Origin of the sequence: Niallia sp. Man26 (assembly GCF_022049065.2) — a bacterium.
Classification (GTDB): Bacteria; Bacillota; Bacilli; order Bacillales; family Cytobacillaceae; genus Niallia.
The window spans coordinates 303,123-316,272 of sequence record NZ_CP095743.1; the positions used below are offsets into that span (position 1 = coordinate 303,123).

A 13,150-nucleotide genomic window follows, 5' to 3' on the forward strand; every position below is an offset into this window, starting at 1 on the left:
TAAATAGAAAATAGAAGGATGTGTCCTGATGATAAAGGGAATTGGAATCGATATTGTAGAACTTAAGAGAATAGCTGAGCTGCTAGAGCGTAAACCGCAATTTGCGGACAGAATTTTGACAGCATATGAAAAGGAAAGATTTGATAAACTGCTATTAAAAAGAAAAATAGAGTTTCTAGCAGGCAGATTTGCAGCAAAGGAAGCATTCTCAAAAGCTGTTGGAACAGGTATTGGCAAAGGGCTCAGCTTTATAGATATAGAAGTTGGGCAAACCGAGCAAGGTAAGCCGTATATAGTCAGGCCTTATTCAGATGGAGTTCATTTATCCATCACCCATAGCAGCGAGTATGCGTTCGCCCAGGTAGTAATAGAGGAATAATAATCAAAAAAATGAACAGCTTGTTTCTTTCTGATGTGCATATTCCCTATAGTTGTCTCATATATTCATAGAGCAAAAGGAGACAAGTTTAAAGTCAGCTTTATGCTAATAAGACCTAAACTTCTCTTCTTAAATCGATGAAATGAGAATAAGGGAGTTGAAAAAATGAACAAGAAATTATGGTTGCTTTTCGTAGGGCTAGCGGTCATGGTAATGTTAACTGCCTGTGGAACAAAATCCAAGGAGGATGTACTTAAAGATTTGGATGAAAAGGTTGCTACAAAAGGCTATAAAGCCGATGCAGAAATGACATTGCAAATGGGCACTGAGCCGCAAACCTATGATGTTCAAATCTGGCATAAAGATCCTACGTATTACAGGGTGAATTTAAAGAATGCGAAAAAGGACCAAAGCCAGATGATCCTCAGAAATGATGAGGGTGTTTATGTACTGACACCAGCATTGAACAAAAGCTTTAAGTTTCAAAGCGATTGGCCAGAAAACAGCAGCCAAGCGTATCTATATGAGTCTTTAGTTAAGGACATCGAGGAAGACAAGGATGCGAAATTCTCCTCTACAGATAAATATTATGTATTTGAAACAAAAACTAGATACCAAAATAATAAGATGCTGCCTACACAGGAAATCACTTTAAACAAAAAAGATTTATCACCTGTGAGTGTTAAGGTGAAGGACACAGACGGCAAAGCACTTGTCACTGTGAAATTCTCTAATGTGAAATTTGATGTGAATTTTGATAAAGCTGACTTTGATTTACAAAAGAGCATGACTGCAGCCAAACTAGCTGTGCCTGTAATGGCTGAAGTGGATGAGGATGAATCATTCTCCGTCAAATATCCGGAAACTTTATTAGGTGCAAGCCTTGTTGAAGAGAAAAAGGTTGCAACTGAAGATGGTGAAAGGGTAGTTCTGACATATGACGGACAGAAATCATACACAATCATTCAAGAAAAAGCAGAAGTAGCCCCTGCGACAGCAGGTCCAATTAATATGACTGGAAATCCTGTCGACTTAGGTTTTGCGATTGGAGCTGTTTCTGGCAATAAGATATCGTGGACATATGAAGGAGTAGACTATGTTATTGCATCTACAGAGCTGTCAGAGGATGAAATGGCAGAGATAGCACGGTCTGTTCAAGGAGAAGCAATTAAATAAGCCGTAAACAAGCCGGGTGTGGTACCACACCCGGCTGTTTTTTTGTTATGCTGGTCCGTATCATTGATAATTTATTGACAAGCAAAAGTGGAAATAGAATAATTTAACTATTATACTTCGTGTTTAGGAAAGAAGGAAGGTTAGCTTTGATGCTAGAAAATACATTTTTTCGGGATACTTGGGCAGAAATAAATTTAGATTATATAGAAGAAAATGTGAAAAACATGAGAAGCAGGATGAAGCAAGACAGCAAACTTTTTGCAGTAGTGAAAGCGAATGGTTATGGTCACGGAGCTGAAGAGGTTGCTCGTGCTGCACTTCATGCAGGAGCAGATTATTTAGCGGTAGCTTTTTTAGATGAGGCTCTTTCACTACGGAAAAAGGGCATTGCTGCACCGATATTGGTATTAGGAGCAAGCAGACCTGCTGATGCCTTAATAGCAGCACAGCAAAACATCTCCTTGACCGTTTTTGATATACAATGGTTAGAAGAAGCTGCGATTCAACTGCAAGGCAGTGATATTAACATTCATGTAAAAGTCGATTCAGGCATGGGAAGATTAGGGCTAAGAACGGAAAGGGAAGTTAAGGAAATTGAGGAATTTCTTTCTCGGCATACAGAGTTTATTTTAGAAGGAATTTATACCCATTTTGCAACAGCAGATGAGCGTGATTCCGATTACTTAAACAAGCAGTCACAAAAATTCGCAGAAATATTAGCTAGCTTTACAGCTAAGCCTCCGATTGTACATTGCAGCAATAGTGCTGCAGGACTTCTTCATCCTGAACTGGCGTTCAATGGAATCAGGCTGGGGATTTCCATGTACGGCTTGTCTCCTTCAATGGAAATTGAAGAATTGCTGCCATTTAAGCTTAAAGAAGCTTTCTCGCTTCACACAAAAATTGTCCAAGTGAAAAAGCTTCAAAAGGGTGATAAAGTAAGTTATGGTGCCACATATGAGGCGAAGGAAGATGAGTGGATTGGGACATTGCCGATAGGTTATGCAGATGGGTGGCTCAGAAAGCTGCATGGCCAAGAGGTTCTTGTTGATGGCAGAAGAGTTCCGATTGTAGGCAGGATATGCATGGACCAATGTATGATTAAACTTCCCTTTCAAATGGAGGTTGGAACAAAGGTTACATTGATTGGAATTCAGCAAGAGCAAGCGATTTCTATTAATGAAATTGCCAAAAAACTGGACACGATAAATTATGAAGTGACCTGCACCATTGCTAGCAGAGTGCCGAGAATATATATAAAAGACAAAGCACAGCGAAATATCGTTAATCCGCTCCTAAATTAATGTAATGGAAACATACTATGCAGAATAGGATTAATAAGGGTTGCTGCCTAAATACTTGAGGCAGTGTGTGAATATAAAAAAATGTACAAAATTTATTGGGAATGATGCATAAAACCTATAATTTTTGGCGGATAATACATTAGAATTGCTGAATGGACTTTGCAGATTGGGTTATTAGTGGTATGATTAAAAAAAAGAGCTAAATATGGTGTGTAGTGATGGTGGAGGTGTATGTTTGTGTCTGAATCCAGCGCAACGACAGAGATCATGATAAAATTACCAAAGCATTTATTATCTGAATTGGACGGCTTCGTAAAGCAAGAAAATGTGAATCGTAGTGAATTTATTTATCAAGCAACGAAAATGTACCTTCGTGAACGGAAAAAGAGACATATCCGGGAATCAATGAGAAGAGGCTACATGGAAATGGCAAAATTAAATTTATCCATTGCATCGGAAAGCTTTCTAGCAGAATATGAGGCAGAGCATACAGTAGAACGTCTAGTTAGCGGAGGATAATCCTTTGATTGTCAAACGTGGTGACGTTTATTTTGCAGACCTATCCCCAGTTGTTGGCTCAGAGCAAGGCGGTGTCCGTCCTGTACTTGTCATTCAAAACGACATCGGGAATCGGTTCAGTCCCACAGTCATTATTGCAGCAATTACGGCTCAAATTCAGAAGGCTAAATTGCCGACTCATGTGGAAATTGACGCGAAGCGCTATGGTTTTGAGAGAGATTCAGTAATTCTTTTGGAACAAATTCGCACGATAGATAAACAGAGGTTAACGGACAAAATTACCCATCTTGATGATGAAATGATGGAAAAAGTAGATGAAGCTCTGCAAATAAGCTTGGGTCTCATTGAATTTTGATAGGGATTATTGCGCTCTTTTTTAAAGAGCGTATTTTTTTTGCATTCATGCACATAAATTTTATATATTTTTCTTGAAAACAGGTTTTGAGGCAGACGATAAAGGGAAAATAGAAAAGTCAAATAGACTTTGTTCATATTCGAAGCATATTAATGGTTCGTAAAGATATTGTATACTAATAATTTCACCTGCTAGTTATGAAATTTGATGATGATAGACCTGTAAAAAACCCCATTACTATCATCCGAATATGTTAAAATGGAGGTTGAACCTTGAAAAAAGAAATAATAGATTTTTTGAAATCTAATCATAAAGAAATCCATTCTGACTGGCTCAACAAGATGGAAGAAAATAGGGATAAACTGACTATCAGAATCACCTCTGATCATGATTATTACATGATGGGCGAGGAATTTATTAACCTGCTCCTTGTGGATTCATTAGGTAATAAAGTGTTTAATGATAAGCTGCCTGCTTTTATAGAAAAGGCTGTCAGCTATAATTGGCCTCTCCGGTTCTTGGTGCAGGGAATACAGGTGCTTGAGCAGGTGGTGTTGGAACATCTGGAGAAATCTGAGTCGAGTCATAATAAGGCCTATGAGCAAGTCAGCCTCTTAAATGCTTGGGTTCATCCACTGTGCCAAAGGATTGTAGAAGTATACTCCGAAACATGGGAAAGGACTTTCTCCTTGCAAAAGATTGCGCTGCAGGAACTGTCAGCTCCTTTAATTCCAGTTTTTGATGGAATTACAATAATGCCGCTTGTTGGTACAATAGATACACAGCGTGCAAAGCATATAATGGAAAATCTGCTCCAGGGTGTAGTTAAGCACCGATCAGAAGTTGTGCTGATTGATATAACAGGTGTTCCTGTTGTTGATACGATGGTTGCCCACCATATCATTCAAGCAGTTCAAGCCGTTCGGCTGGTAGGAGCAAAAAGCATGATTGTCGGAATTAGGCCGGAGATTGCACAAACCATTGTTAATCTTGGAATTAAATTAGATCAGTTTGAAACGAAAAATACATTAAAAAAAGGCATGGAAAAAGCTTTAGAATATACAAACAGAAAGTTGGTTGAAATTGGTGAATAAAGTGAGAATACCAATATTAAAGCTGCATGATTGTTTGCTTGTTTCTATCCAGTGGGAGTTGGATGACCAGACAGCCCTCCAGTTTCAGGAGGATTTGCTGAATAAAATCCATGAAACAAGTGCAAATGGTGTCGTAATCGATTTAACTTCTATTGATTTTATCGATTCATTTATAGCGAAGGTGCTGGGCGACGTTATTGGCATGTCCAAATTGATGGGTGCCAAGGTTGTGTTGACAGGCATTCAACCTGCTGTTGCAATTACGTTAGTAGAACTTGGGATCAGCTTGAATGATGTGTTGACCGCCCTAGATCTAGAAAAAGGTTTGGAGAAATTACAACAGGAATTGGGGGATTGACCTATGGGAGACCAATCCTGCGTAAAGATTGTCAACGAGTGGGACATTGTAGCTGCTCGTCAATTAGGAAGAAATGTAGCAAAAGAGCTAGGGTTCGGTACCGTAGATCAAGCGAGAATAACTACGGCTATTAGTGAGCTAGCTAGAAATATATACTTATATGCTGGCCAAGGCCAAATATGCATCAGCAAGCTTTCCGAGAACGGCAAAGTTGGCTTGAAATTAAGTGCTGTTGACAGCGGTCCAGGTATTAAAGATTTACGCCAGGTCATGCAGGACGGATTTTCAACCTCAGGCGGATTAGGAGCTGGCCTTCCGGGAGTGAAAAGGCTGATGGATGAGTTCCAGATAGAAACAGCAGTAGGAAAGGGTACAGATATCCAAGCAATCAAGTGGCTCAGATAAGGAGGGGGAACATGGATTTCCGTGAAATGATGGATTCTAAGTATCGAGATCTTCTTGTCAGTTACATCAAAGACGAATCTGAGCAAGCCCTCTATCAAGGGCAGAAGTTCAGCAGGAAATCGATTGAACATAAAATATCACCAGAGGATATCATAAGCCTACATAAATACTTAATGATGGATTTATATCCAGATTTACCGGAGCATGTAACAAGGTCTTTTGATATATTGCTCGAGGTTATGATGGGTTACGGTCTTGCGTACAGAGAGCATCAGAGCCTCCGCCATGTGCAGCAGGAGATTAGAAGTGAGATGGAGATTGCTTCTAATGTTCAGCAAACCTTGCTGCGTACAGAGATTCCTGATGTGGAAAGTATTGATATTGGTGCAATAAGTGTTCCTGCTAAAATGATGAATGGTGATTATCACCATTTTGTACAGGATGAAGATAAGTTTATCAATATTGCCATAGCTGATGTTATCGGCAAAGGGATACCTGCCGCTCTTTGTATGTCCATGATTAAGTATGCGATGGACAGTCTGCCGGAAAACCGCAACTTTCCAAGTAAGGTTCTGGAAAACTTGAACCGAGTAGTTGAACAAAATGTTGATCCAAGCATGTTTATAACAATGTTCTATGGCGCTTATGAAATGCAAACACATATTTTTCATTATGCTTCTGCCGGTCATGAACCAGGATTTTTCTTTGAAGCAAAAACCGGTGAGTTCAGCGATTTGGAGGCAAAAGGGCTCCTGTTAGGTGTAGATAAACAAGCTAAATATAAACAGTTTGAAAAAGAAGTGAATATTGGCGATATGATTATCCTGATGTCAGACGGCGTGACTGAGTGCAGGACAGAAGAAGGTTTTATCGAAAAGGAAACTTTAATCGGTTACATAAAAAAACATATTCACTTGAAAGCACAGGAAATAGTTAACAATGTCTATGAAGAGCTAGTGAAAATACAGGATTTTCAACTAAGAGATGATTTCACTTTAATTATTTTTAAAAGAGAAGTTTAAACTTCCTGCGCATCGGGTATTTATCTAAGACATTAGAATGTTAAAGGTGGGTCGTACATGAATATTGTGATAGATGTAAACGAAAAAGAGTTAGATGTTGATATTAAGGTGGCTGGTGAAATTGACGCATATACAGCACCGAAATTAAAAGAAACAATTTATTCCTTCTCTGAAAAAGAGGGTGTAAGGATGACTATAGACTTATCAGATGTAAATTATATGGACAGCACAGGTCTTGGAGTATTTGTTGGCGTCTTTAAAAATGTACGTTCAAACGATGGAGAATTTAAGCTTATCGGCTTATCTGAACGCCTAATCAGGCTGTTTGAAATAACAGGTTTAGCAGATATTATCGACATTAACAGTAAGATTGAAGGTGGGATTAAATGAGCCAGCATTTTGAATACATTGAAATGAAAATCCCTTCAAAACCAGAGTATGTAGGTATCATTCGGTTAACCCTTTCCGGAATTGCGAGCAGAATGGGATTTAATTACGATGAGATTGAGGACTTGAAAATTGCCACAAGTGAAGCATGTACAAATGCTGTTCAGCATGCTTATAAAAATAAAGAGTCAGGGGAAGTGCTGATTGGGTTTCGACTTTATAATGACCGTCTAGAGGTTATTGTTGCTGATAATGGAAAAAGCTTTGATTTTGACAGCACAACAAAAGATATCGGACCATACGATCAGGATGAATCTATTGAGTTCCTTCGAGAAGGAGGCCTTGGACTCTATCTGATTGAAACACTAATGGATGAAGTTAAAATTCATCACAATGAAGGTGTTACGGTCTTGATGACGAAATACCTTGAGGGAGAGCAGGTGGAGAGTGATGCCGAGACAATCTCAACCTAAGCGCCAATTAACAAAAGAAGAAGTAAATGAGCTAATAAAAAAATTCCAGCTAAATCAAGATGAGGAAGCCCAGAATATACTTGTGATGAATTATCGGGATTTAGTAGAAGTGCTGGCAAGAAAGTACTCTAAAGGAAAAATGTTTCATGAGGATATCAGCCAGGTAGGCATAATCGGGCTGCTCGGAGCTATTCGCAGATATGACGAAAGTTTTGGGAAAAGCTTTGAAGCATTTGCTGTGCCGACTATTATAGGTGAGATAAAAAGATTCTTACGAGACAAGACGTGGAGTGTCCATGTTCCTAGAAGAATAAAAGAGATTGGTCCGAAAATAAAGAAAACAGTAGAGCATTTAACAACTGAATTACAAAGATCACCAAAAGTTGATGAAATTGCTGACTATCTAGAAGTCTCTGAAGAGGAAGTGCTTGAGGCAATGGAGATGGGTAAAAGCTACCAAGCTTTATCTGTTGACCATTCCATCGAGGCAGACTCTGAGGGCGGTACAGTAACCTTGCTTGATATTGTAGGGGATGTAGATAAAGGCTTTGAGCGTGTCAATCAAAAGCTTGTGCTTGAAAAAGTGCTGCATGTATTGAGTGAGAGGGAAAAGAGTATCATTCAATATACATACCTGGATAATATGAGCCAGAAGGAAGCTGGTGACAAGCTCGGAATTTCCCAAATGCATGTCTCCAGACTGCAAAGAAGGGCGATTAAAAAACTCCAGGAAGCGATTCATGCTGAATCCAGCAATTCGGAGTTTATTCTATGACTGCTATAGCTGACTCCAACATTCAAGTTTTAGCACATCAGACGAACAAGCAAGGTAAAACATTATGTGGTGACAGCTATTTTTTTCTATCGACAGAAGAATACTTTATCTGTGTGCTTGCAGATGGCCTGGGGAGTGGAGAGTTTGCCAATGAATCATCCCAAGCGGTAGCAGACGTAATTGAAGGTAATCACACTGCAGACGTGGAAGAATTGATGGAGTTGGCAAACAAGGCTCTTCTTAAGAAAAGAGGTGCCGCTGTTAGTGTTTTCAAAGTGGATTATGAATCGAAAAGCATTAAGTACAGCTGTGTCGGAAATATCCGGTTTTTCTTGTACACTTCCGGCGGAAAACTCACCTACCCGCTTCCTGTAACAGGTTATCTGTCAGGAAGACCACAAGTTTATCATACTCAAATTTTTTCATATGAAGCTAATTCGAAGTTCCTTGTCCATTCAGACGGCTATAATATTCAAGGAGTGAAGGATTTACTGAAGGGCTATCACCCATTGCGTAATATTGCCGATACAATCGCCAAAAAATATAATAATTCAGATGATGATTCTACCTTTATTTTAGGAAGCTTGCTTTAATGTAAGCTTTTTTTTTGTCTTTTAAAGTTTGATATACCTTATTTTGGGATGATAGGGTTAGATAATTTCATTCAATATATAGTAATATGAAGGAAGCAACTCTTTATGATACATATAAGGAAGGACAGTGGTAGTTCGTATGGAGAAAGTTTTAATTAAAGAGGATTATCAAAATATGATTGCGAAGGAGCAATCAATCACGAAAAAACAAGTATCTAGTGTTCTTGCGCTTTTAGAAGAGGGGAATACAGTGCCCTTCATCGCCCGTTACCGCAAGGAGCAAACCGGTGCTTTAGACGAAGTGCAGATAAAGGATATTATGGATCGATATCATTATATTCAGAACCTGGAGCAGAGGAAAGAAGAAGTTATACGGTTGATAGATGAACAAGGAAAGCTTACAGAAGAATTGCGAAAGAGTATTTCAGCATCTGTTAAGCTGCAAGAAGTAGAGGACTTATATCGTCCTTATAAGCTTAAAAGACGAACTAAAGCTACAATTGCAAAGGAAAAAGGGTTAGAGCCACTTGCTCAATGGCTGCTTGAATATAACGGTAGCTCTCCTATAGAACAAGAGGCAGTTAAATATATTTCAGAAGAAAAAGAAGTGCTGACAGCTGAAGATGCCATCGCAGGTGCAAGGGATATTATTGCAGAGGTAGTATCAGATGATGCTGACAGCAGGAAATGGATACGAAATAAAACATTTCAAGGAGGACTTATCGCATCAAGTGCTAAAGATGCTGATAAAGATGAAAAAAATGTTTATGAAATGTACTATGAATATGAGGAGCCTTTAAACAAAATTGTACCTCATCGTACATTGGCGTTAAATCGAGGCGAGAAAGAAGACATATTGAAAGTATCCATTAAGGCGCCTGTTGATACAATTGTCAGCTATCTCGAAAAAAAATGGATGAAAAGAGAAGGTTCCCCGTCTCATGACACGATTAAAGCTGCAATTGAAGACAGCTATAAGAGACTTATACAGCCTTCTATTGAGAGGGAACTTCGAGGAGAGCTGACAGAAAAAGCCGAGGAGCAAGCAATTCATATCTTCTCGGAAAATCTTCGGAATCTGCTGCTACAGCCGCCTCTAAAAGGGAAAATGGTGTTAGGAGTCGATCCAGCTTACAGGACAGGCTGTAAATTAGCAGTCGTAGATGAAACGGGTAAGGTGTTAGAAATAGGAGTTATCTATCCTCATCCCCCGGTCTCGAAAGCGAAAGAAGCAGCTGCTAAGTTTCAAGAGCTGTTAACAAAATATAAAATTGAAATGGTTGCTGTAGGGAATGGAACAGCCTCCAGGGAAACAGAACAATTTGTTGCCGAGCAGATTAAGAAGCAAGACAAGGAAATATTCTATCTGATTGTCAATGAGGCAGGGGCGAGTGTATACTCAGCTTCAGAAATTGCCAGGGAGGAGTTCCCAAACTTTCAAGTAGAGGAAAGAAGTGCAGTATCCATTGCAAGAAGGCTTCAAGATCCTTTGGCAGAACTAGTGAAAATTGATCCGAAGTCAGTCGGCGTCGGACAATATCAGCATGATGTGTCTCAGAAAAAACTGTCCGAATCTCTTGGATTTGTCGTTGAAACGAGCGTAAATAAAGTTGGGGTTAATGTAAATACGGCATCTTCTTCTCTTTTGCAATATGTTGCTGGTCTTTCTAAAGCGGTAGCTAATAATGTTGTTAAAAAGAGAGAAGAAGAAGGAAAGTTTACAAACAGAAAGCAGCTAAAGAAGATTCCGAGGCTCGGTGCGAAAACATATGAACAGGCAATCGGCTTTTTGCGCATATTAGACGGTGATGAACCGTTAGACAGAACAGGAATACATCCGGAGCATTATGATGAAGTGAAGGCCCTGTTGAAAAAAATCGGTTTTGATTCTAAACAAATTGGGACAGATGAATTGAAGGAAGCATTAAGCGGTCTTAATATAAAGGCGGTTTCAGCTGAGCTTGGAATCGGTGAGTTGACTTTAGGTGATATTGTCGATGCTTTAATGCGTCCAAGTCGTGACCCGAGGGATGAACTTGCAGCACCGCTCCTTAGAACGGATGTTTTGAAGCTTGAAGATTTACAAGCAGGCATGGAGCTTCAAGGGACTGTCCGGAATGTTGTTGACTTTGGTGCCTTTGTTGATATCGGCGTTAAGCAGGACGGTTTGGTTCATATCTCAAAACTCAGCAATAAGTTTGTTAAGCACCCATTGGATATAGTGAGTGTAGGCGATGTGGTCACAGTATGGGTCGACGGTATTGATCATAATAAAGGAAGAGTCGCTTTGACTATGCTGCCGCCAAAAGCATAATTGCCAATGCTGAAAAAACCAAAGGACATGCTTAGTCCTTTGGTTTTTTATTTTCATGAGCAATTTTTTCTTCTATAATAATACCAGCATTGGTTAAGCAACCTGACTTGGTAGGTGTTTTTTTCATAAAACGCCTTTTTAATTTGATTTTGCAGCCATGTAGGCATAAGCTTATACCCCCTTTGTAATGTGCTGAAAAAATAGATGAAGCGCAGTTGCTGCTAAACCCAGCTTAGTAAAGGAAATATAAATCCTAGTAGTTACGAATTGCTGATGCTTAAATCATCATATGCTATAATATTTGTCTTGTTGAGGAGGGGACACTATTGACTGATCAAGAGCTGCAATTGTTAGTGGAAGAATTGTCAAACACTCATTTTAAAATACCGTTTATGCATAAAGCATCCTTTAACCCGAGACTCAGGACAACTGGAGGCAGATATTTACTGAACAGCCACAATATTGAGATCAATAGAAAGTACTTAGATGAATTGGGGATGGAGGAACTAATCGGAATTATTAAACATGAGCTGTGTCATTACCATCTTCATATAAATAAAAAAGGCTATCAGCATAAGGATGCTGATTTTAAAAACTTGCTGCGAAAAGTTGGGGGGCCCCGTTTTTGTTCTTCCTTGCCGCAGGAAAAAACGCAAAACAAACCAAAGCGAACACTCATATACAGATGCCAATCATGTAATCAAATTTATTTTCGCCGAAAAAAAGTAGATATGAAAAAGTATGTTTGCGGGAAATGCAGAGGGAAATTGAGTCTTGAGGAGATAAGAAACAGCTAGAAATTACAGTGTTTATAAGGCATTTATATGCAGTGAAGGCATGTTCAGATTCGTTTTAAAAAAAGTTTTAGAAATACGCTTGACTTTTAATATATACCTGCCTATAATGTAAAGAGTCGACAAGAGAGAGCGACGAACTAACGAAGTTCTCTAGAAGACAAGCTTTATAGAATAAACATTATTCCGCAGTAGCTCAGTGGTAGAGCACTCGGCTGTTAACCGAGCGGTCGTAGGTTCGAATCCTACCTGCGGAGCCATTGTTTTTTTCGGGGAAGTACTCAAGAGGCTGAAGAGGCGCCCCTGCTAAGGGTGTAGGTCGCGATAGCGGCGCGAGGGTTCAAATCCCTCCTTCTCCGCCATTATTTTTTAATGGCCCATTGGTCAAGCGGTTAAGACACCGCCCTTTCACGGCGGTAACACGGGTTCGAATCCCGTATGGGTCACTTTATTAATTTAATAAACATTATGCAAAAAGCGAAACGGTCCCGTGGTGTAGCGGTTAACATGCCTGCCTGTCACGCAGGAGATCGCGGGTTCGATTCCCGTCGGGACCGCCATTTTTGTTGGTGGGCTATAGCCAAGCGGTAAGGCAACGGACTTTGACTCCGTCACTCGTTGGTTCGAATCCAGCTAGCCCAGCCATTTTTAAGAGCCATTAGCTCAGTTGGTAGAGCATCTGACTTTTAATCAGAGGGTCGCAGGTTCGAATCCTGCATGGCTCACCATTTATTATTGTAGATTCGCGGGTGTGGCGGAATTGGCAGACGCACTAGACTTAGGATCTAGCGCCGCAAGGCGTGGGGGTTCGACTCCCTTCACCCGCACCATGAATTTTAAACGAAATCGTTTATTGTAGTATGATGAAGGTTATCTAATATAGTGCGGTCGTGGCGGAATGGCAGACGCGCTAGGTTGAGGGCCTAGTGGGGGTTAACCCCGTGGAGGTTCAAGTCCTCTCGGCCGCATCTTTAAAAGACACTTGACAACCAGATATAAACATTATATGATAGTAAAGTCGCTTTCGTGGATATGCGCCCGTAGCTCAATTGGATAGAGCGTCTGACTACGGATCAGAAGGTTATGGGTTCGACTCCTTTCGGGCGCGCCATATTAGCGGGAAGTAGCTCAGCTTGGTAGAGCACTTGGTTTGGGACCAAGGGGTCGCAGGTTCGAATCCTGTCTTCCCGACCATTATCAAG

Annotated in this window: 16 protein-coding genes and 10 tRNA genes; 25 read left to right on the forward strand and 1 reads right to left on the reverse strand. The window is 40.0% G+C overall.

The annotated features are described in order from the left end of the window. Positions 1-28 precede the first annotated feature (28 nt). From acpS to L8T27_RS01665, 14 genes are all read left to right on the forward strand, one after another. The gene (acpS, locus tag L8T27_RS01600; protein WP_233316920.1) at positions 29-379 is read left to right on the forward strand and encodes a holo-ACP synthase; all 351 of its coding nucleotides are present in this window, start codon (positions 29-31) and stop codon (positions 377-379) included. A 165-nt stretch (positions 380-544) separates the two neighbouring features. Continuing rightward, entirely contained in the window at positions 545-1,555 is a 1,011-nt protein-coding gene (locus L8T27_RS01605) for a LolA family protein (protein ID WP_233316921.1), read from the forward strand. Positions 1,556-1,704: 149 nt separating this feature from the next. Further along, positions 1,705-2,859 (forward strand): alanine racemase, encoded by a 1,155-nt coding sequence (gene alr / locus L8T27_RS01610; RefSeq protein ID WP_237942205.1) that lies wholly within the window; start codon positions 1,705-1,707, stop codon positions 2,857-2,859. Between the two features lie 237 nt (positions 2,860-3,096). Then, entirely contained in the window at positions 3,097-3,378 is a 282-nt protein-coding gene (locus L8T27_RS01615) for a CopG family ribbon-helix-helix protein (protein WP_127740842.1), read from the forward strand. Between the two features lie 4 nt (positions 3,379-3,382). Continuing rightward, entirely contained in the window at positions 3,383-3,733 is a 351-nt protein-coding gene (gene ndoA, locus L8T27_RS01620) for a type II toxin-antitoxin system endoribonuclease NdoA (protein ID WP_019156408.1), read from the forward strand. Between the two features lie 272 nt (positions 3,734-4,005). Further along, positions 4,006-4,827 carry an STAS domain-containing protein gene (locus L8T27_RS01625; RefSeq protein WP_233316922.1) on the forward strand — a complete coding sequence of 274 codons (822 nt, stop codon included), beginning with the start codon at positions 4,006-4,008 and terminating at the stop codon, positions 4,825-4,827. Between the two features lies 1 nt (position 4,828). Continuing rightward, entirely contained in the window at positions 4,829-5,185 is a 357-nt protein-coding gene (locus L8T27_RS01630; protein ID WP_127740846.1) for an STAS domain-containing protein, read from the forward strand. Between the two features lie 3 nt (positions 5,186-5,188). After that, positions 5,189-5,590, forward strand: a complete 402-nt coding sequence (locus tag L8T27_RS01635) for an anti-sigma regulatory factor (RefSeq protein ID WP_233316923.1) — start codon at positions 5,189-5,191, stop codon at positions 5,588-5,590. Positions 5,591-5,601: 11 nt separating this feature from the next. Next, positions 5,602-6,612 carry a PP2C family protein-serine/threonine phosphatase gene (locus L8T27_RS01640; protein ID WP_233316924.1) on the forward strand — a complete coding sequence of 337 codons (1,011 nt, stop codon included), beginning with the start codon at positions 5,602-5,604 and terminating at the stop codon, positions 6,610-6,612. A 57-nt stretch (positions 6,613-6,669) separates the two neighbouring features. Beyond that, the gene (locus L8T27_RS01645; RefSeq protein WP_233316925.1) at positions 6,670-7,002 is read left to right on the forward strand and encodes an anti-sigma factor antagonist; all 333 of its coding nucleotides are present in this window, start codon (positions 6,670-6,672) and stop codon (positions 7,000-7,002) included. Further along, positions 6,999-7,472: an anti-sigma B factor RsbW gene (rsbW, locus tag L8T27_RS01650; RefSeq protein ID WP_233316926.1), complete on the forward strand. Its 474-nt coding sequence runs from the start codon at positions 6,999-7,001 to the stop codon at positions 7,470-7,472. The genes L8T27_RS01645 and rsbW overlap by 4 nt, the downstream gene beginning before the upstream one ends. Then, complete coding sequence (sigB, locus tag L8T27_RS01655; protein WP_233316927.1) at positions 7,450-8,247, forward strand: RNA polymerase sigma factor SigB; 798 nt, start codon at positions 7,450-7,452, stop codon at positions 8,245-8,247. Before rsbW ends, sigB begins: the two co-directional genes overlap by 23 nt. Further along, complete coding sequence (locus L8T27_RS01660) at positions 8,244-8,840, forward strand: PP2C family serine/threonine-protein phosphatase (protein ID WP_233316928.1); 597 nt, start codon at positions 8,244-8,246, stop codon at positions 8,838-8,840. The genes sigB and L8T27_RS01660 overlap by 4 nt, the downstream gene beginning before the upstream one ends. 139 nt (positions 8,841-8,979) lie before the next feature. Next, positions 8,980-11,154, forward strand: coding sequence for a Tex family protein (locus tag L8T27_RS01665; RefSeq protein ID WP_233316929.1), 2,175 nt, complete (start codon positions 8,980-8,982; stop codon positions 11,152-11,154). Positions 11,155-11,207: 53 nt separating this feature from the next. Here L8T27_RS01665 and cmpA read toward each other — a convergent pair whose 3' ends face one another. Beyond that, the gene (cmpA, locus tag L8T27_RS01670; protein ID WP_233316930.1) at positions 11,208-11,321 is read right to left on the reverse strand and encodes a cortex morphogenetic protein CmpA; all 114 of its coding nucleotides are present in this window, start codon (positions 11,319-11,321) and stop codon (positions 11,208-11,210) included. A 159-nt stretch (positions 11,322-11,480) separates the two neighbouring features. Here cmpA and L8T27_RS01675 point away from each other — a divergent pair, with 159 nt between their 5' ends. The 11 genes from L8T27_RS01675 (at position 11,481) to L8T27_RS01725 (ending at position 13,142) form a co-directional block, all read left to right on the forward strand. Next, entirely contained in the window at positions 11,481-11,951 is a 471-nt protein-coding gene (locus L8T27_RS01675) for a SprT family protein (protein WP_233316931.1), read from the forward strand. A gap of 182 nt (positions 11,952-12,133) precedes the next feature. Next, a tRNA-Asn gene (locus tag L8T27_RS01680) sits at positions 12,134-12,208 on the forward strand. An 11-nt stretch (positions 12,209-12,219) separates the two neighbouring features. Continuing rightward, positions 12,220-12,310: transfer RNA gene (locus tag L8T27_RS01685), tRNA-Ser, on the forward strand. Positions 12,311-12,322: 12 nt separating this feature from the next. Then, a tRNA-Glu gene (locus L8T27_RS01690) sits at positions 12,323-12,394 on the forward strand. 38 nt (positions 12,395-12,432) lie between these two features. Continuing rightward, positions 12,433-12,508 (forward strand) — tRNA-Asp (locus L8T27_RS01695). Positions 12,509-12,518: 10 nt separating this feature from the next. Continuing rightward, positions 12,519-12,593: transfer RNA gene (locus L8T27_RS01700), tRNA-Gln, on the forward strand. Between the two features lie 7 nt (positions 12,594-12,600). Continuing rightward, positions 12,601-12,676: transfer RNA gene (locus L8T27_RS01705), tRNA-Lys, on the forward strand. A 17-nt stretch (positions 12,677-12,693) separates the two neighbouring features. Next, a tRNA-Leu gene (locus L8T27_RS01710) sits at positions 12,694-12,778 on the forward strand. Positions 12,779-12,832: 54 nt separating this feature from the next. Continuing rightward, a tRNA-Leu gene (locus L8T27_RS01715) sits at positions 12,833-12,916 on the forward strand. A 66-nt stretch (positions 12,917-12,982) separates the two neighbouring features. After that, positions 12,983-13,059 (forward strand) — tRNA-Arg (locus tag L8T27_RS01720). Between the two features lie 6 nt (positions 13,060-13,065). Then, positions 13,066-13,142: transfer RNA gene (locus L8T27_RS01725), tRNA-Pro, on the forward strand. Positions 13,143-13,150: the final 8 nt, after the last annotated feature.

Bases quoted from the DNA above. Each gene is read 5' to 3' on its own strand.
- acpS (WP_233316920.1), top strand. From the start codon at position 29: ATGATAAAGGGAATTGGAATCGATATTGTAGAACTTAAGAGAATAGCT.
- L8T27_RS01605 (WP_233316921.1), top strand. From the start codon at position 545: ATGAACAAGAAATTATGGTTGCTTTTCGTAGGGCTAGCGGTCATGGTA.
- alr (WP_237942205.1), top strand. From the start codon at position 1,705: ATGCTAGAAAATACATTTTTTCGGGATACTTGGGCAGAAATAAATTTA.
- L8T27_RS01635 (WP_233316923.1), top strand. From the start codon at position 5,189: ATGGGAGACCAATCCTGCGTAAAGATTGTCAACGAGTGGGACATTGTA.
- L8T27_RS01640 (WP_233316924.1), top strand. From the start codon at position 5,602: ATGGATTTCCGTGAAATGATGGATTCTAAGTATCGAGATCTTCTTGTC.
- L8T27_RS01645 (WP_233316925.1), top strand. From the start codon at position 6,670: ATGAATATTGTGATAGATGTAAACGAAAAAGAGTTAGATGTTGATATT.
- rsbW (WP_233316926.1), top strand. From the start codon at position 6,999: ATGAGCCAGCATTTTGAATACATTGAAATGAAAATCCCTTCAAAACCA.
- sigB (WP_233316927.1), top strand. From the start codon at position 7,450: ATGCCGAGACAATCTCAACCTAAGCGCCAATTAACAAAAGAAGAAGTA.
- L8T27_RS01660 (WP_233316928.1), top strand. From the start codon at position 8,244: ATGACTGCTATAGCTGACTCCAACATTCAAGTTTTAGCACATCAGACG.
- L8T27_RS01665 (WP_233316929.1), top strand. From the start codon at position 8,980: ATGGAGAAAGTTTTAATTAAAGAGGATTATCAAAATATGATTGCGAAG.
- cmpA (WP_233316930.1), bottom strand. From the start codon at position 11,321: ATGCCTACATGGCTGCAAAATCAAATTAAAAAGGCGTTTTATGAAAAA.